Origin of the sequence: Clostridium gelidum, from assembly GCF_019977655.1 — a bacterium.
GTDB lineage: Bacteria > Bacillota > Clostridia > Clostridiales > Clostridiaceae > Clostridium > Clostridium gelidum.
On record NZ_AP024849.1, the window covers coordinates 97,802 to 116,912 of the forward strand.

Genomic DNA, 19,111 nt, shown 5'->3' on the forward strand with positions numbered 1-19,111 from the left:
ATTATTAATATATAATTCAAGGAACACTCTTGCCAAAGGAGGGGAAATAGTGGTAGAAAAATTGGGACAATTTGTTAAAGAAAGTTTTTCTAACGGTCCGACCAAGGCAAAAATTATAATTGGAACAATTGCAATGACAGTTGTAGTTGTTACAGCAGTGACAATAATGAGCATGAGAAAAACGCTCGTATTAAGTATAGACGGTAAAGAAGAGACTTTTGTCACGTACAAGGGGACTGTTAAAGATGTGTTGCAAGAAAGAGGCGTAGAACTAGCTTCTAAAGATAAAGTGCAACCATCATTGGAATCCAAAGTATCTGAGAAAGAAACTATTAAATTAAAGACAGCTATTCCAGTGGAAATTAAATCAAATGGGATAAAAGTACAAGTGCAAACAGCAGAAGATACTATTGAGAATATGCTAGTTGCAGAAGAAACTACATTAAAAGAACAAGGCATTGAATTTAACAAAGATGTAGATGAAGTATTACCTTCATTAGATTCTAAAATAGAGGGTGGCGTAAGTGTACAACTTGTTAAAGTAGAAACAAAAGACCTTGTTGAGAAACAAGCAATTAATTTCGATACAATAGTTGAAAAAGATGCAAATTTAGATATTAGTGTTCAAAAGGTTAAGAGTGAAGGAAATAATGGCGAGAAGGAAATTACCTATCAAATAATATATAAAGATGGAGTAGAGGTTTCTCGTAATGTAAGGAGCACTAAAACTATTTTAGAACCACAAAATGAAATAGTGGTAAAAGGAACTGGGCAAGTGTACGCAAGTAGAGGCGGAGATACCATAAATTATAAAAAGAAGCTTAATTGTACAGCAACAGCTTACAGTAATCATTCAAATACTGCTACAGGAAGAACACCTGTTAGAAATAAAGGCGGTTTGAGTACAATTGCGGTTGACCCATCTGTAATTCCATTAGGAAGTAAAGTTTATGTAGATGGATATGGATATGCAATTGCAGCTGACACAGGTGGTGCTATAAGGGGTGACAAGGTTGATATATACCTTAATTCATCAAGCGAATGTAATGAGTGGGGTAGAAGATCCGTTAATGTATTACTAGTTGCTAATCCAGGAGAATGGTAGATTATCTTAGGAGATAACATTTGTTATCTCTATTTTTTTTCTTTAAATTATAGGGATTTTGCCTTTTTTTTAGAAAAGAGATAAAATAAGTGATATCTAATGATTAATAATGAATAATTAATGAAAGGAAGTATAATATATTGATAAAAGAAGTAATCGTTGTTGAAGGTAGAGACGATGTTGATGCTGTAAAGAAGGCAATAGATGCAGAAATAATATCTGTTGGAGGATTTGGAATAAATGCAAAGGTAATTTCAAGAATACAAGAAGCTCAAAAAAGAAAAGGAGTAATTGTTTTGACTGATCCAGATTTTGCGGGAGAGAAGATAAGAAGAATAATATCTAAGAGAGTTAAGGGGATAAAGCATGCATATATTGCAAAAGAAGATGGACTTAAAAATGGAGACATCGGAGTTGAAAATGCTTGTCCAGAGGTTATTTTAAAAGCGCTTGAAATGGCTAAGATAACACAGGTAGAAAAGCAAGAATTTTTTACTATACAAGATATGTTCTATTTTAAGCTTACGGGAGATGACACATCAAAGATTAGAAGACGTATGCTCGGTAAAATATTGGGCATAGGATATGGTAATGCAACTCAAATGATTTCGAGATTAAATAATTATGGAATAACAAAGGAAGAATTTGCGAGTGCTATAAAAGAAATAGAAAAACAATTGGAAGTGGGTAAGAAGTAAATGGATTTAAAGAATATAAAAACTCAAGAACTAGTTAACAAGTATAATTTTAAATTTACAAAAAGTCTTGGTCAAAATTTTTTAGTTGATGATTCAGTACTTGATGACATAATAGATGGAGCAGAAGTAAATAATGAAGATTTTATTATAGAAATTGGTCCGGGAGTAGGAACATTAACTGCTCAGCTTTTAATGAAAGCAAAAAAAGTAACTGCAATAGAACTTGATAGTGACTTAATTCCTATTCTGGAAAAGGAATTAGGGGATCATGAGAATTTCAATTTAATACATAAAGATGCACTTAAAGTAGATTTTAATGAACTTATTGGCGAAGAAAAAAATGTTAAGCTTGTAGCTAATCTTCCATATTACGTTACAACACCTATAATTCTTAAGCTTTTGAAGGATGGATATAAATTTAAGTCTTTAACTATCATGATACAAAAGGAAGTTGCAGAAAGAATTAATTCAGAACCAAATTGCAAGGAATATGGAGCAATATCTGTTTTAGTACAGTATTATTGTAATACTAGCATAATAAGAAGAGTAGCACCAACATCATTTATTCCAAGACCAAAGGTTGAATCTATAGTAATAAAATTAGATAGATTAGATAAGCCAAGAGTTGAAACTAAGGATGTAAAGTTTATGTTTGAATTAGTAAGGGCTGGATTTAATATGAGAAGAAAGACCTTATGGAATGCTACAAAGGCACTTAATGTAAGTAAGGAAAAATCAGAAGAAGCATTTAAAAAATCGGGAATAGACCCTAAGAGAAGAGCAGAAACTCTATCAGTACAAGAATTTGCAACGTTAGCAGATTGCATATATGATGTGAAAAACAACGATTAAAGATATTATAGAAAAATTCTAAAAATTTAAATATATTTAAGAAAATAACAGGCATTGTCTTAAAATAAGGCCTGTTATTTTTCATGTGCTTTAATTGAATCATAATAGTAATTCTTATGCATATAATATATTGAATAAATATATGTGGAGGGAATATAGGGTTGGCACATAATAAATTATATAGAAATTTTATAATATTACAGGAAGATGAAAGAGGGTATTCTCATTCTAACGATAAAGCTTTATCTGGATATGCTAAGGTTGAGGCAAAAGGTGACAAATGTAAGGTATCATTTTATGCCCAAAATCTTAAACAAGAAGATAACTATTCCATGGTACTTATTTGTTGTAAAAGGGACTTAAAACAATTAATTGATTTAGGACCTCTAGCAATAAATGGAGTTGGAAAAGGGGATACCAGCAAAGAATACTATGTCAATAACATAGCTGGCATTGGAATGTCTTATGAAAAAATATCTGGAGCCGCAATTTGTAAGGTGAAGGATAATGAAACTGAGTTTATAATGCATGGTTTTATGAATGGAGAAGATTCTACGGATAACTGGAGAAAATTCAAAGTTGTTAAAGTAGATTCTAAAAAGTATATTAATAAACCGGAGGACGAACCTAGGAAGCATATTGATAAGTTTGATATAGAACCAAAAAAGAAGGAGATTCTTAGTTCAGGAATCGCAGATAAAGCTATAATATCACAGGCAAATATTGTAGAAGCTAAAATTGTAGAAGCTAGAATTGTAGAAACATCTGAATTAGAAAGTGGATTAGTTGAGCGTAAAAAAGATGAAAAGGAAAACAAAGAAGTAGGAGTCATAAATGTAGATAATTCTAAAGTAGAAGATAAAGCACAAAATAGGATTACTAAAAATGATGAAAATATAGCTGAAGATATAAATGTTTTAGAGGAAGATAGAAATAAGTGCAAGGAAGCTAAGAAATGTGTTAAATGTGAGAAGCATGAGAATATAGAAGGAACTAAAAAATGCATTAAGCATGAGATGAATGAAAGCATAGAGGAAGTCATTAACAAAGTAGCTAAAAAATTAGATGATTATGATGGTGTAATAGACTTAAGGATAAATAACTTACATGAAGATATTATAATTTATGGTTTTGTAAGAGATAAAAAAAATGATGACTGTAAGTGGAAAAAATTTAAAATAGAAAAGAAATGTAGAAATGATAACCAACATTTTGATAATATTCAAGGCAATTCTAGGAGGATAGAAGAAAACTTTAAGCTAGATAAATTAAATGAAACAAGTGAAAAAAATAGATTGGATAGGATAGATAGATTAGATATAGTAGATTTTGATGAATATGAAAATGACATTCAAAAAGCAGGTTCAAATAATATTAAACAACAGCCAAGTACAGATAATATGAAACAACCAAACGTAAATAGCAATAACATACAACAACCAAATATTAATAGCAATATGCAGCAAGTGGAGTCAGGTAATATTCAACAAGCAACTTCAAATGAAAGTTTTAAAATGAATGGAGAAGTGGGTCAGTATTTTGAAAAACTTGCAGAAGATTTTGAACCATATAAAGGAAGCTTAACTGATATAAATTATTGCAAATTATATAAAATAAATGTAAAGAGCATAGAAGATTTGTGTGATGAATCAAATTATAATAAATATACATTGGCATATTATCCAATGCTAAATTATTATCCTTACATTAGTAAATCAGGTAATTTTTTATTAGGGTATAAATGCAATACAAATGGAGAAATAAAATATATTGTATATGGAATTCCAGGAGGTAAGGAAAAAAATGATCAACCATATGGAGGTAGAACAGGATTTGTAACATGGACTAGTGATGATGAAAATGATATAGGGTATTGGCTAATGTTCTATGATTTCAATAATTCTTCAATTGTAATCCCAACAAAATAGGGAATAAGATTGATATGAATAAAAAGCAATTAATTGTCATGTCAATATTGATATCATTAATGCTAATACTAGCCATAACGCAAGGTTTCTTTAAGGTAAATTTTGAGCAATTAGTTCTTATGGATAAGGGGATAAGTGATTTTAAGAAATATGATTTTGATGAGGATAAGTATGTTATATCGTTGCCAAGTGAATGGATTGTAGAGGAAACGGAAAGCAACGGCCAATATGTAAGTTATAAATTAAATTTCAAAGACAAAAATAATAAAATCACTGGTTTAGTGGAGGTAATAAATACTAAAGAAGATTTAGATGTATTTGCAGAAAATGATTTGAACAATCAGTATTTGGAATACTTTAATACACAAATAATGCCTTTTAAGAATTCTAATAATGCTGGAGTGTTAGTAGAATATGAAACAAGTGTTAAAAATGGGTATGACTTTAAAAATGAATGTTATTATTTGAATTTAGAAGATGGCAAAACAATAAAGGTATTGTTTAATATTAAGAAAAAGCAGTCTAGGGAAGATATGAATATTATTTTAAATACTATTATATCAAGTATTAAAGTAGTTTGAAAAATAACGTAATAGGTGTAATGTTTAAACTCGTATTGTATACCTTAAGTAAAACAAATAAAATTTGCCAAGGATAAGCATAAGTATTATAATTTAAGTATCAAGGAGAGGCAGAAACTAGCTTCTCCTTGATACTTATTTGACGTTTGGAGGGAAATAATGAGAATAATATTATTTGAGATATTTGGTATACAGGTAAAGAGTTATGGATTAATGATTGCAATTGGTATAATTGTTGCAGCCACTTTATTTATAAATAAGGGAAAAAAGAAAGATTTTAATGAGGATTCATTATTAAATTTAATTATTTTTGCTATAATAGGCGGAATGCTTGGTGGAAAAGGATTATTTATAATAACTGAATTCAAGAATATTATAAAAGATCCAAGTATATTATTAAATTTTGGATATGGTTTTGTTATATATGGAGCTATAGGTGGTGGAGCCTTAGCTATGTACTTATATTGTAAAAAAAAGAAATGGAATATAATCGAAATGCTAGACATGACAGTGCCAGGCCTTGCAATAGCTCAAGGGTTTGGAAGAATTGGATGTTTCCTGGCAGGGTGCTGTTATGGGGCAGAAACTACATCAGCTATAGGAGTTGAGTTTCCTAAAAATTCTCTTGCACCAATAGGGATACATTTATATCCAACGCAAATTTATTCTTCTGTTTTTGATTTTTTATTAGGATTTTTGCTATTATATTATAGTAAAAAGGAAAGAAAGACTGGAAAAGTGGTGGGTTTGTATTTAATAATATATAGCATAGGAAGATTTTTAGTAGAATTTTTAAGAGATGATGAAAGAGGTAGTGTTGGAATTTTTTCTACATCACAATTTATTGCAATATTTACTTTAGCGCTGGGGATTATTATTTTCAATAATCACAAGATTTTTAAAGGAGCGAAGAAGAACATTGAAGAATAATAAATTTTCAATTATAATATTAACTGCATTATTAACTTTAAGTATGATGCTCTCAGGCTGTACATTTATTAATAATTTAGAAGTTAAAATGAATCTTAAAAATGAACAATTTGAGTATATAAAACAAAATAAGATAGATAAGATTGTAATACAAAATGTTAGAGACAGCGGATTTAGATTTATGGTTACTAATAGTAACGCAATAGATGATATTTATAAACTCTTGTCAGAGGGTAGTGAGGTTTCAAAAAAGAGTTCTCTTGATCCAGATTATATATTTGAGGTATGTATTGGAGATGAAGTAAAGGAAAAATATCAATATGTAGTTGGAGCAAGTGAGCGTGATACAGGTAACTTCTATAATGAATATAAAGCTTTTTCAGTTTCAAAGAATTTAGAAAATACTATAATGCAAAATCTTTCAGTTATAAGAAAACCAAGAGATTTTCAATACATATATTATCAATCAATATTGAAGGTTATTGAACGTAAAAAGGATGTTTTATATAATGACAATAAAGTTGGAATAGATATAGGCACAGATTCAGATTGCTTAAAATATATATTTTCTGCGGATTTAGAAGAATTTAAGAAAAATTTAAATAAGACTTTACCAAATGTTCATATGGTGAATAATAATTATGGGGATTTTGATACAGTAATTAAAGTTAAAAATAGAGGATATAATAGCACAACTTTTAAAACATTAATAACTGTAGAGAATAAGAAAGATAAGTCTTTTGAGAGTTATTATATAGTAGCAGAATATAACTATAAAGATTGGGACATTAAAGTAAGCGAACCAGATAAAATGCCACAAGACTGGTAGCGTAAAGGGAGGATAAATAATGAGTTGCGAAAGTTGTAAAAGTAAGGATACATGCCAATCTAAGGGTGAAGGCTGTAAAGAAGAAAGTTTGAAATTAATATCTAGATATGGAAAGATTAAAAATGTTATAGGTGTTATAAGCGGGAAAGGTGGTGTCGGTAAATCAACAGTCACTGGGATTATGGCAACTATGTTAGCTAAAAAAGGCTATAAAGTAGGAGTTTTAGATGCAGATATTACAGGACCATCGATGCCGAGGTTTTTTGGCGTTAATAGTAAAAGAGCAACTATAATTCCGTTAGAAAATGATATGGTAAGATTTGAACCTGTAGAAACAGAAAGTGGAATAAAGGTGATTTCTATGAACCTTTTAACTGCAGTTGAAGAAGAACCCGTTATATGGAGAGGCCCTGTAATTACAGGTGTATTAAAACAAATGTTTATAGAAACTAATTGGGGAGAACTTGACTATTTACTTATAGATATGCCACCAGGTACTGGAGATATAGCTTTAACTGTAATGCAAGAGTTTCCAATTGATGAAATAGTAATAGTTTCTACACCACAAGATATGGTATCGATGATTGTTAAGAAAGTTGTTATTATGGCTCAAAAAATAGGTGTAAAAATTAAAGGTGTAGTAGAAAATATGGCGTACATAAACTGCCCAGATTGTGATAAAAGAATAAGAGTATTTAGCAGGAAATCTTCAGAGGAAAATGCCGAATATCTAGGATTGCCTCTAATAGGAGAACTTCCAATTGATATTGAATTTACAGAAGCACTAGAAGAAGGCAAAGCTGAAGAATATATTAGAGAAAATCCATTATATTCATTAATATTTGAAGGGTTATATTAAAAGTATAGGTGTTACTCGTTGTAACGATAATAATTATTTTGATATTATTTCTAAATTATGATGTTACATATACATAACTTAATATTTCTTAGGAAATAATAAGTTAGTAATTTTATATTAGAAAGGATTGATTTATTAATGAAACCAAAAGTAGATAAAGACACTTGCATAGCATGTGGATTATGTCCATCAATATGTCCAGAATGTTTTGACATGGAGGATGATGGAAAAGCAGGAGCAATAGTTGATGAAGTTCCAAATGGTTCTGAAGATTCGGCAAAAGAAGCAGAAGAAAGCTGCCCTGTAGATGCAATCGAAATAGAGGAATAGAATATAAAAATAGGATTGATGATTGCATAAAAGCAAGCATCAATCCTATTTTTTATTTCTATAGAAATTTAAAGCGTATAAATAATTTCTAATTTCTTATAAAATTGCATTCACCATGCTAACTTAACTAAGTTAATAACTGGCTTACGAGCAAGAAATCTCATCCTATTAGATCATATAAAGCACTTTGTCAGTTCATTTTATATTTACTATTATAAATGGTCAATTATATTATAAGTGTTAAACTTATAATTTTTATTATGATTAGCGCTATAGTTAGAACTGGTATTATTTAAATATACTGTATGGTGAGCAATAGGATTGCAAGGTAAATTATTAGATGATGTAGTGAAAATATCGCCATTACTATTAACAATAGTAGCATCTTTATAGGTTGAATCTAATATAAAATCTTTCATATTAAAATAACTCCTTTCTATATGTAAATATTATTTACATATAGAGATAGTAGTATACATATTAGATTATAGAAATATTTTATTGCATCATATAACATTGTAATTTCATTAGGTAAAAATAATAAAAAATAAGCATAAAATAGTGAAAAAAATAATGGACAAATAGTGGGAGTGTAGGAAAATACAATATTAATAAGCATTTATAATAAGTCAACTATATAAAAGTCTCAAAAAAGAAACAAATCGAAAGATAATGAGACATAAATAGTGATAATTAAAATCTAGGGGTTTAAAAATAAAAAATTAGAAGCATTGCTAATGAATACTTAATACAGTATAATATCATAGTAGTGACTACACTATATATTGTGTCATGGAGGGGAAAAAATGCTATATGTTGTGAAAAGGGATGGGAGAGAAGTTGAATTTAATTCAGATAAGATAGCTCAAGCAATTAAAGGATCAGCTATTGAAATCGGTTTAAATTTAAGAGAAAGTCAAGTATTAGATACTGTACAGAAAGTAATTACCTATATTGAAGATGAGTATAAAAGAACCATAACGGTAGAACAAATACAAAATTTTGTAGAGAAAGCGTTACATGATGAAGGTCATAAAGATATAGCATTCGCTTATTCAGGATATAGACAAGAAAGAACTAAAGTTAGAGAAATAAAATCAGATTTAATGAGAGCTATAAGACAAATTGGTGTTGAGACTGATAGAGATAATGCAAATGTAGGAAATAATTTCAGTTCAAAATTACTTAGAATAGCTTCTGAATCAAATAAGTGGAATACTTTGGCTATAATGCCTAAAAATTTATCTAAAGCGCATGAAACAGGAGATGTATATTATCATGATTTAGATAGTTATAATCTAACTGTAAATTGTTTGCATATACCAACCAGAGAAATGCTAGAAAATGGATTTAATACAGGATATGGAACAATTAATGCTCCTAGGAGAATAGAAACAGCTGCTGAATTATCATGTATTTTATTACAATCAACTCAAAATGATATGTTTGGAGGCCAATCTCACCCGGATTTTGACAATGATATGGCTATATTCGTAAATCCTACTAGAGAAGAAATCAGAAAAGAATTAGAAGAATTGGAAATTTCTAAAGAAAAGATAGAAGATTTAGTTGAAAAAAGAGTAAGAAAGAAAGTACAACAAGCTATGCAAGGCGTTGTTTACAATCTTAATACAATGCATTCAAGAGCTGGATCTCAAGTTCCATTTAGTTCAATTAATATTGGATTACCTGAAAGTACAGACGCTGCACTAGTATGTGAAGTTTTTCTTTTAGAATATGAAAAAGGATTAGGTAAGGGAGAGCAACCAATTTTTCCAAACATAATTTTTAGAGTTAAATGTGGAGTTAACAGAGAAGAAAATGATCCATATTTCTATCTATATAAATTAGCATGTAGAGTAGCTGCAAAAAGAATGAATCCAACATTCATGAACATTGATGCAGATTTTAATAAAGAATATTATGATAAGGGATATGTTCCAGCAACTATGGGATGTAGAACTTACCTTATGAAAAATATAAATGGTGAACCAGGTTGTAAGGGTAGAGGAAATATAGCACCTACAACTATTAATCTTCCAAGAATAGGATTGCAAGCCAAAGGTGATATAAATAAGTTTTTTGAGATATTAGATTCAAGACTAGAATTATCAAAGGATTCTTTAATCCATAGATATAGTGTGTTAATAAAATTAAGAGTTAAGGATTTGCCTTTTGTTGCAGGTCAAGGTCTTATGAAAGGTTCAGAAGGCTTAGGACCTGATGATTCAATAGAACCAATATTAAAGCAAGGTACATGGGGAATAGGATTCATAGGACTTGCTGAAACTTTAGTAGCATTAACAGGTAAGCATCATGGTGAAGATGCTGAAGCTAGAGAACTTGGAATAAAGATTATTGAACATATGAAACAATATACAGATAAGATTACAGAAGAATATAAATTGAATTGGAGCTGTTATGCAACGCCAGCAGAAGGTCTTTCAGGTAAGTTTATAAAACAAGACCAAAAGATATTTGGAATAATAGATGGAGTAACTGATAAAGAATATTATACAAATAGTTTTCATGTACCAGTTGCCTATGCAATATCTATTAAAGATAAAATTGATATTGAAGCACCATATCATAAGCTTTGCAATGGTGGACATATAAGCTATATTGAAGTAGATGATGCACCAACTACAGAAACGGTAATGGATATAATAAATTATGCGTATAAGCATACTAATATTGGTTATGTGGGAATTAATTTTCATATAAGATATTGTAGGGAATGTGGGACTTACTTACATGAAAATCAAAGTAGTTGTCCAAAATGCGGAAGCCAAGATATACAAGGAATATCAAGAGTTACAGGATATTTAAGTTTAGATGAAAGATTTGGTGCAGGAAAATACCATGAAAGAGAAGAAAGAATATCTCATACAGAAAATCATGGGCATCATTATTAGAAAATATAAACTCATATTTAATTAATAATTGAGAAGCTATCTTAAAATAAGAAAATGAATTGACTTCAGTTCATAATATTATTTTAAGATAGCATTTTTTATTGTTAACTTTGCAAAAATGCATATTATAAACTAAATAATATATTTATTTAAGATTATTAACATAATATAATTAGTATAAATTTTGGATAAAATAAGTAAACTTATTATAAAGGCTTAAATTTAAATCATAAAAGTATTGCAATATTGAAAAAAAAACTTGCAATAATAGCACTGATTTTAACTTAAATAGGTTGATTGTTTTAATTACTTGAATGGAAGCCTAGGGATTGTTGCAAAAATAGGAATAATACTTGTCTATAGATGATGGTATATGGTATTATAAAAGAAGGCTAATAAAATGAAATTTTATTGTTAAAAATATTATTTTAATATGCAATAAGTTAAGAAATATAAGTGGAGGGATTGCAATGGCAGTTAGTAATTTGAAAGAAAACAAAAAAGTTACTATAGTAGATACCACTCTTAGAGATGGGGAACAAACCGCAGGGGTAGTTTTTGCTAATGAAGAAAAAATAATGATAGCACAAATGCTAAGTGACTTAGGGGTTGATCAACTAGAAGTAGGAATTCCTACAATGGGTGGAGACGAAAAAGAGGCTATAAAAGAAATTGTAAAAAGAAATTTAAAACCTAGTATAATGGCATGGAATAGAGCTGTAATTGGTGATATAGAACAATCAATAGATTGTGGTGTTGATGCAGTTGCTATATCAATATCAGTATCTGATATACACATTCAACATAAGCTTAGGACATCTAGAGAATGGGTATTAGAAAGCATGGTTAAATCTGTAGAATATGCAAAGAAAAATGGTCTTTATGTATCTGTTAATGGGGAAGATGCATCTAGAGCAGATAAAGACTTTTTAGTTGAATACATTAATGCAGCTAAACAAGCAGGGGCAGATAGATTTAGATATTGTGATACTGTAGGAATTATGGAACCATTTAAAATCAGAGATGATATTAAATATATATATGATAAAACAAACTTTGATATAGAAATGCATACTCATGATGACTTTGGAATGGCAACAGCTAATGCAGTAGCTGGTATTAAAGGCGGAGCATCACATGTTGGAGTAACTGTAAATGGTCTTGGAGAAAGAGCGGGAAATGCAGCATTAGAAGAAGTTATAATGGCATTAATGCTTGTTTATGGATATAATGGTGATACAATAAATACTCAAATGTTTAGAGAAGTATCACAATATGTATCAAGAGCATCGGGAAGAGAACTTCCAATATGGAAAGCAATTGTTGGAACAAATATGTTCGCACATGAATCAGGAATTCATGCAGATGGAGCAATAAAGGATCCTAAAAATTATGAAGCTTTCGATCCAAAAATAGTGGGACTTGAAAGACAAATTGTTATAGGAAAGCACTCTGGTAGAGCTTCAATAATAAATAAATTCAAAGAATATAATAGAGTACTTACGGATGATGAAGCAAAAGGAATATTAGAGCTTGTAAGATCCACATCAGTTAGATTGAAGAGAACTTTATTTGACAAAGAAGTAGTTCAATTATATAAAGAGTATCATAGACAATTAGAAGAAAAAAATAAATAGAAATAGGAGGAACATAATTTGGGTGATAATTTAGTTTACAAGATTTTAAAGAGCCATGTTGTTGAAGGTGAATTAAAGGCAGGAGAACCAATAGCATTAAAGATTGATCAAACGTTAACTCAAGATTCAACTGGAACAATGGCATATCTTCAATTAGAAGCTATGGGAATAGATAGAGTAAAGACTAAGAAGTCAGTAGCATTTATAGATCATAATATGCTACAACAAGGTTTTGAAAATGCAGACGATCATAAATTTATTCAAACTGTTGCATCTAAGTATGGTGTATATTTCTCAAAACCAGGTAATGGAATATGTCATCAAATATTTTTAGAAAGATTTTCAACACCAGGAGATACATTAATAGGATCTGATAGTCATACGCCAACAGCAGGTGGTGTTGGTATGCTTGCTATGGGAGCTGGTGGATTAGACGTTGCTCTTGCTATGGGAGGCGGAGCTTACAACATTAATACTCCAAAGGTAGTAAAGATTGAACTTACAGGAAAATTAAATAAAATGGTATCAGCTAAAGATGTTATTCTTGAAGTTTTAAGAGTATTAACGGTTAAAGGCGGAGTAGGTAAAGTTTTTGAATATGCTGGTGAAGGCGTTAAAACACTTTCAGTTCCAGAAAGAGCTACTATAACTAATATGGGAGCAGAACTTGGAGCTACAACTTCAATTTTCCCAAGTGACGAAAGAACTTTAGAATTCTTTAAGGCACAAGGAAGAGAAGAAGATTGGATAGAATTTAAGCCAGATGTAGATGCTACATATGATGAAGTAGTAACAATTAACTTAGATGAGTTAACTCCACTTACAGCTAAGCCACATAGCCCAGATAATGTGGCTAAGGTTAGTGAAGTTGGTAAGATTAAAGTTGATCAAGTATTTATAGGAAGCTGTACTAATTCCTCTTATGAAGATTTAATGAAGGTTGCTAAGATATTAAAAGGTAACAAAGTTCATGCAGACATTAGTTTAGTAATTGGACCAGGATCAAGACAAGTTATGGAAATGATGGCTAGAAACGGTGCGTTGGCGGATATAATTAGTGCTGGGGCAAGAATACTTGAGAATGGTTGTGGACCATGTATTGGAATGGGTCAATCACCAGGAACTAATGGAATTTCACTTAGAACTGTGAATAGAAATTTCTATGGTAGAAGTGGAACATTATCAGGACAAATATACATAGTAAGTCCTGAAACTGCAGCGGTTTCAGCAATCAATGGAGTTTTGACTGATCCAACAGGTGTAGATATAGATTTAACAATAGATATGCCTAAGGAATTCTTAATAGATGATTCTATGATTTTAGCACCAGCACAAACTAATGCTGAAGTTGAAGTTGTTAGAGGACCTAATATTAAGCCATTCCCAGTAGCTAAGCCATTAGGAGAAGAAGTAGAAGGTAAGGTATTAATAAAGGTTGAAGATAATATTACAACAGATCATATTATGCCTTCAAATTCAAAGTTATTACCATTTAGATCTAATATACCTTATCTTGCAGAATTCTGCTTTAATACAGTAGATACAGAATTCCCTAAGAGAGCTCAAGAATATAACGGTGGATTTATAATTGCTGGAGGAAACTATGGTCAAGGTTCAAGTAGAGAACATGCTGCACTTGCACCATTATACTTAGGAGTCAAAGCAGTTATAGCTAAATCATTTGCAAGAATTCATAAGGCTAACTTAATAAACAATGGAATAGTTCCAGTGGAATTTAAGAATGAAGCTGATTATGATAGTATAGATTTAATAGATGACTTAAAAATGGAGAATATTCAAGCTGTTTTAGAATCAGGAGTAGTTAAAGTAAAGAACTTAACTAAAGGAACTGAATTTGAAGCAACAATTGATTTAACAGAAAAAGAAATTGCAGTTATTAGAGCAGGCGGAAGACTTAACTACGTAAAAGCAAATGCTTAATTCATAATAATAGAAGAATATTAAAAAGCACAAGAATTCATTAATTTTGAATTCTTGTGCTTTTAGTGTTATAAGATATTATAATTTGTAATTGTATTTGTAGTTAAGTTATAATTAATAAATAAAGGAATTTTTAGAATGATGATAGATAAATTACTTAGAAAGAGGTTATTATTATGGAAAAGACTATAAGATTATCTGGAATAGCTTATGAAAGTTTAGTTAATGGGCCAGGAATGCGGAGAGTATTCTTTGCTCAGGGATGCAAGCATAATTGTGAAGGATGCTTTAATTCTGATACTCATGACTTTACTGGTGGGGAAGAAAGAATGTTAGATGAATTAATAAAAGATACGTTAGATAATCCGATTTTAAGCGGAGTTACATTTAGTGGAGGAGATCCATGGGAGCAGGCTGATAAGTTTGCTTATATGGCAAAGGCATTTAAGGACAAGGGATTAAATGTTTGGAGTTATACAGGATATACTTATGAATATATCATTGAACATAAAGATGAATATGAAGGTTGGAATGATTTAATTAATGGTATTGACGTATTAGTAGATGGCAGGTTTGAAGAAGAAAAGCAACAGGATGGACTTAAGTTTATAGGATCAATAAATCAAAGGATAATAGATGTTAAAGAAAGTTTAAGGTTGAATGAAGTTATTACAATGAATTTATAAACAGTTAGCTAAGCTATATGAAACATTGCATATTCTAATATGGTTTACCATAAGTATTCTGAAGAATATAAGAATATATATTCTAAACCATATTATCATATATATTCTTCAGAATATGCGCCTAAAATGCGGGCTTAGGTGTTATTATTGAAAAAGGGATTGAATTTAACTATCACAACACGTAGGATTATTACGAGATTAATAGTATATAGGAGGAAATATTATGATTTATTCTTTAGAAAATTCAAGTATTAAAATTACAGCAAGTACTCATGGTGGAGAAATACATTCTATAGCAAGTAAAATTGATGGAACTGAATATTTATGGGATGGAAATTCTGAGTATTGGAAGTATCATGCACCAATATTGTTTCCTATAGTGGGAAAGGTTGTAGATTCAAAGTACAGAGTTGATGGAAAAACATATAAATTACCACAGCATGGATTAGCTAGAACTTCTGAGTTTACATTGATTTCTAAAACGGATAATGAAGTAACTTTTGAATTAAGGTTTTCAGAGGAATCTTTAAAAGTATATCCATATAAGTTTTCATTGAAATCTACGTATACATTAGAAGATAACACAGTTAATATTAAGTATAGTGTTAATAATCTAGATGATAAGATAATACACTTTTCAATAGGAACGCATCCAGCATTTATGTGTCCTATTAATCAAAATGAAAGATTAGAAGATTGTTATCTTGAATTTAGTGAAAAAGAAACAAGTGATAGAAAAGTTCTTACGACAGATGGATATCTTTCTCATGATGAAAGTGAATGTTTAAAATCCATAGATACTCTTATGTTGTCAAAGGAATTATTTAAAGATGATGCCTTAGTTTTTGATAATTTAAAATCTGATAAAATAACAATAAAATCAAAAATCAGTAGCAAAGCGTTAACTGTAGACTTTAATGGTTTTCCGTACATGGGAATTTGGGCACCAAAAGATGGAGCACCATTTGTATGTATAGAACCTTGGTTTGGTCATGCAGATTATGAAGATTTTAAGGGTGAACTTAGTGAAAAAGAAGGCATAATATCATTAGAAGTAGGAAAAGAATTTAGTTGTACTTATAAAGTAACAGTTGTTTAAAAATTAAATTTGTTTTAATGCTGATTTAATAGAAATATGCTTATAATTTTCAGGATATTTGAAATAATAAACTTTATAGAGTAATCCACAGAAATATGAATTAAACTTATATATCTGTGGATTATTTATAATGGTATGTGGATAGAATTAAAGTTTTGGTAAATTGCACTTTTAAGGCATAATCAAAAGAATAACAAGTCCATTTGCCAGCCTATTTTCCATCATGCTGCGTCGGCCAATTGACCTAATAGGCCTGCTATGAGGGCAATTCGTCTTCTTGCCTGATGAAAAATATTCATGGCAACTTTGGACTTGTTATTTATTTTCATATGCCTAATATACTTAAGAAGGGGGAAACTAAATGTCAATTTTAAAAAAACATTTTTATAAGCAAGGAGCATTAACTTTATCCAAAGAACTTTTGGGGAAGACTCTTGTGAGAAATATTGATAATGTAATTTTAAAAGGCAAGATTGTTGAAACAGAAGCGTATATAGGTGAAATAGATAAGGCATCTCATGCTTATAATGGCAGAAGAACTGAAAGAACAGAACCTTTGTTTAGAGAAGGTGGCATTTCATATGTATATTTTATTTATGGAAAATATCACTGCTTCAATGTTATAAGTGGACTTGAAAACAACGGTGAAGGAGTTTTAATAAGGGCACTAGAACCATTAAATGAATTTGATTATCTTGCTAGAAAAAGATTTGATGAAAATTATGAGGAGCTATCTGAAGCTAAGAAAAAATCAATTACAAATGGTCCTTCAAAATTGTGTATGGCATTTTCTATAAATAAATCAGAAAATTACATTAAGCTTTATGAAAAAGGAGACTTTTATATAGAGGATGGAGAGTCGGAAAAGATTGAAATAGTTGAAACTACAAGAATAGGTATTGATTATGCAGAAGAGGCTATAAATTTCCCTTGGAGATTTTACATAAAAGGTAATAAATATATTTCTAAAAAATAACTGTTTCAATTCATTTGAGACAGTTATTTTTTTGATTCCTACAATTAATAGTTTGTGTAAAAGTTGCCCGAAATTATATTAGCAATATGTACTTTATATTAATAAATTTCTTATAGTTCGTATCGTATACTTACTATAACTATTGAGATTTCATCTATTAAATTAATGTCATTGTTAATTGTCTCAGTTTTAGAGCTTTTAAGGATTTTTACAATAGGTCTTAGTGGAAAGTTAGGTAGTGTCTCTTGAACTACAGCTATATCACCGTTACTAAGATCAACTAAAGTTCCTTTAGAAAATGGAATTACTATTTTACAAAAAGTATTAACAATATCATAATCAAATATCTTACCTGCATTAGACATTAAATACTCCAAAACATCGCTTGGAAACATTGCTTTTCTATTAGGTCTACCTGTAGATAACGCATCATATGCATTGGCAATGCTTACTATTTTGCTTAAGGTATTTATTTCATCATTAATTAATCCGTTAGGATAACCTAAGCCATCGGGCCTTTCATGATGTTGTAATGCTATTATTTTACTATTAGCACTTAAGTTATAAGAATCTGATAAATATTTGTATCCAAGATTTGAATGTTGTTGCAGCAATGAAGTTTCTTCTGACGTTAGTTCTTCTTCTTTCATAAGAATTTCCTTGGAAATAAATGATTTTCCAACATCATGAAGCAAAGCTCCAGTACAAAGATATTGTAATTGCCTCTTAGATAACTTTAAAGCAGTACCAAGAACAAGTGATATTACAGCAACATTTACAGAGTGAGAATAAACATAGTTATTCAAACTTCTTATATCTACTAATGAAAGCAATACACTTTTGTTGTTTAGTACATTTTCAATTAGATCCTCAGCCATATTCTCAATGTTATTAAAATATACAGATTCTTTTTTTGAAAACTTATCAGCTACAGTAAGTCTATTTATATTAGAAAAAGCTTCTTTCATTGTCAAAATTGCTTTTTGTCTTAATTCAGGCTTAATAATATCTTCTATTTCTTCAGAGCTATATTCATCAATTATGTATATGGATAAAATATTGATCTCTTTTATTTTAGATATAATTCCTTCGCTTAGAATTACACCAGATCTTACTAATATTCTACCTTCGATATCATATAAAGTTTTACCTATAAGTGTATTTGGTTTTACACATTCAATTGGAACTAATCTCATAATTATCTTCTCCTCAAACGTCTGGTTTTAAATAATACAAGTTACAACATAATTCGTAGTTAATATATCAAAACATAATAATAGTATATCAGCAAAATTAGTCTATTTGTAGTATTATAGGAAAAATATATTATTATTTATATGATATATTGTAAAATTATGAGTTTAATGTTATTAATCAGAGGACATTAATGATATTAAGTCCATTCTGTATTTATATAAATAGTTTGCAAGAATTATATAATGTGTAACATAGTATTAGAAGAAATAAATTTAAAATAATGAAAAAGTTGTATACATTTTAAGTTGATAATTGTCTTATAAATGTAAGGATTTAGAACGAGGAAATTATATAAACTTAGTGGAAATCCAATGATAAAAGCAACTTCAATTGGAATAGTTACAGATCAACTATATTAAAAAATAATATATCAAAGAATATAGGATATATTAAATTAGTATTTATTCGAGATTTAATGTATATTGAATATACAAAAAGAGAGGCAAATTAATTTCACCTCTCTTTTTAATAATTGTGTAATATAATAA

The 19,111-nt window shown here is 29.6% G+C and carries 17 protein-coding genes; 15 read left to right on the forward strand and 2 right to left on the reverse strand.

Going from position 1 to position 19,111, the window contains the following annotated elements; genetic code table 11:
• The first annotated feature begins 49 nt into the window (after positions 1-49).
• The 9 genes from psyc5s11_RS00430 (at position 50) to psyc5s11_RS00470 (ending at position 8,112) form a co-directional block, all read left to right on the forward strand.
• Positions 50-1,105, forward strand: coding sequence for a 3D domain-containing protein (locus psyc5s11_RS00430; RefSeq protein ID WP_224035727.1), 1,056 nt, complete (start codon positions 50-52; stop codon positions 1,103-1,105).
• Positions 1,106-1,245: 140 nt separating this feature from the next.
• The gene (rnmV, locus tag psyc5s11_RS00435; RefSeq protein ID WP_224035728.1) at positions 1,246-1,803 is read left to right on the forward strand and encodes a ribonuclease M5; all 558 of its coding nucleotides are present in this window, start codon (positions 1,246-1,248) and stop codon (positions 1,801-1,803) included.
• A complete protein-coding gene (gene rsmA, locus psyc5s11_RS00440; RefSeq protein WP_224035729.1) occupies positions 1,804-2,655 on the forward strand; it encodes a 16S rRNA (adenine(1518)-N(6)/adenine(1519)-N(6))-dimethyltransferase RsmA in 852 nt (283 codons plus the stop codon).
• 161 nt (positions 2,656-2,816) lie between these two features.
• Positions 2,817-4,583: a hypothetical protein gene (locus psyc5s11_RS00445; RefSeq protein ID WP_224035730.1), complete on the forward strand. Its 1,767-nt coding sequence runs from the start codon at positions 2,817-2,819 to the stop codon at positions 4,581-4,583.
• Positions 4,584-4,597: 14 nt separating this feature from the next.
• Positions 4,598-5,164, forward strand: a complete 567-nt coding sequence (locus psyc5s11_RS00450; protein WP_224035731.1) for a hypothetical protein — start codon at positions 4,598-4,600, stop codon at positions 5,162-5,164.
• Between the two features lie 159 nt (positions 5,165-5,323).
• Positions 5,324-6,094 (forward strand): prolipoprotein diacylglyceryl transferase, encoded by a 771-nt coding sequence (locus psyc5s11_RS00455; RefSeq protein ID WP_224035732.1) that lies wholly within the window; start codon positions 5,324-5,326, stop codon positions 6,092-6,094.
• Positions 6,084-6,923, forward strand: coding sequence for a hypothetical protein (locus tag psyc5s11_RS00460; RefSeq protein ID WP_224035733.1), 840 nt, complete (start codon positions 6,084-6,086; stop codon positions 6,921-6,923). The genes psyc5s11_RS00455 and psyc5s11_RS00460 overlap by 11 nt, the downstream gene beginning before the upstream one ends.
• A 16-nt stretch (positions 6,924-6,939) precedes the next feature.
• Positions 6,940-7,782, forward strand: a complete 843-nt coding sequence (locus psyc5s11_RS00465) for an Mrp/NBP35 family ATP-binding protein (protein ID WP_375542003.1) — start codon at positions 6,940-6,942, stop codon at positions 7,780-7,782.
• A 138-nt stretch (positions 7,783-7,920) separates the two neighbouring features.
• A complete protein-coding gene (locus psyc5s11_RS00470; protein ID WP_224035735.1) occupies positions 7,921-8,112 on the forward strand; it encodes a ferredoxin in 192 nt (63 codons plus the stop codon).
• A gap of 212 nt (positions 8,113-8,324) precedes the next feature.
• On the opposite strand, the gene psyc5s11_RS00475 is transcribed toward psyc5s11_RS00470, so the two are convergent.
• Positions 8,325-8,531, reverse strand: coding sequence for a hypothetical protein (locus tag psyc5s11_RS00475; protein WP_224035736.1), 207 nt, complete (start codon positions 8,529-8,531; stop codon positions 8,325-8,327).
• Positions 8,532-8,918: 387 nt separating this feature from the next.
• On the opposite strand from psyc5s11_RS00475, the gene psyc5s11_RS00480 reads away from it, so the two are divergent.
• From psyc5s11_RS00480 to psyc5s11_RS00505, 6 genes are all read left to right on the forward strand, one after another.
• Positions 8,919-11,027: an anaerobic ribonucleoside triphosphate reductase gene (locus psyc5s11_RS00480; protein ID WP_224035737.1), complete on the forward strand. Its 2,109-nt coding sequence runs from the start codon at positions 8,919-8,921 to the stop codon at positions 11,025-11,027.
• Positions 11,028-11,497: 470 nt separating this feature from the next.
• Entirely contained in the window at positions 11,498-12,664 is a 1,167-nt protein-coding gene (nifV, locus tag psyc5s11_RS00485; RefSeq protein ID WP_224035738.1) for a homocitrate synthase, read from the forward strand.
• Between the two features lie 18 nt (positions 12,665-12,682).
• Positions 12,683-14,605, forward strand: a complete 1,923-nt coding sequence (locus tag psyc5s11_RS00490; protein WP_224035739.1) for an aconitate hydratase — start codon at positions 12,683-12,685, stop codon at positions 14,603-14,605.
• Positions 14,606-14,781: 176 nt separating this feature from the next.
• Complete coding sequence (gene nrdG, locus psyc5s11_RS00495) at positions 14,782-15,291, forward strand: anaerobic ribonucleoside-triphosphate reductase activating protein (RefSeq protein ID WP_224035740.1); 510 nt, start codon at positions 14,782-14,784, stop codon at positions 15,289-15,291.
• A 223-nt stretch (positions 15,292-15,514) separates the two neighbouring features.
• Entirely contained in the window at positions 15,515-16,390 is an 876-nt protein-coding gene (locus tag psyc5s11_RS00500; protein ID WP_224035741.1) for an aldose 1-epimerase family protein, read from the forward strand.
• 361 nt (positions 16,391-16,751) lie between these two features.
• Positions 16,752-17,366 carry a DNA-3-methyladenine glycosylase gene (locus tag psyc5s11_RS00505; protein ID WP_224035742.1) on the forward strand — a complete coding sequence of 205 codons (615 nt, stop codon included), beginning with the start codon at positions 16,752-16,754 and terminating at the stop codon, positions 17,364-17,366.
• A gap of 110 nt (positions 17,367-17,476) precedes the next feature.
• Here psyc5s11_RS00505 and psyc5s11_RS00510 read toward each other — a convergent pair whose 3' ends face one another.
• Complete coding sequence (locus psyc5s11_RS00510; protein WP_224035743.1) at positions 17,477-18,562, reverse strand: HD-GYP domain-containing protein; 1,086 nt, start codon at positions 18,560-18,562, stop codon at positions 17,477-17,479.
• Positions 18,563-19,111 lie beyond the last annotated feature (549 nt).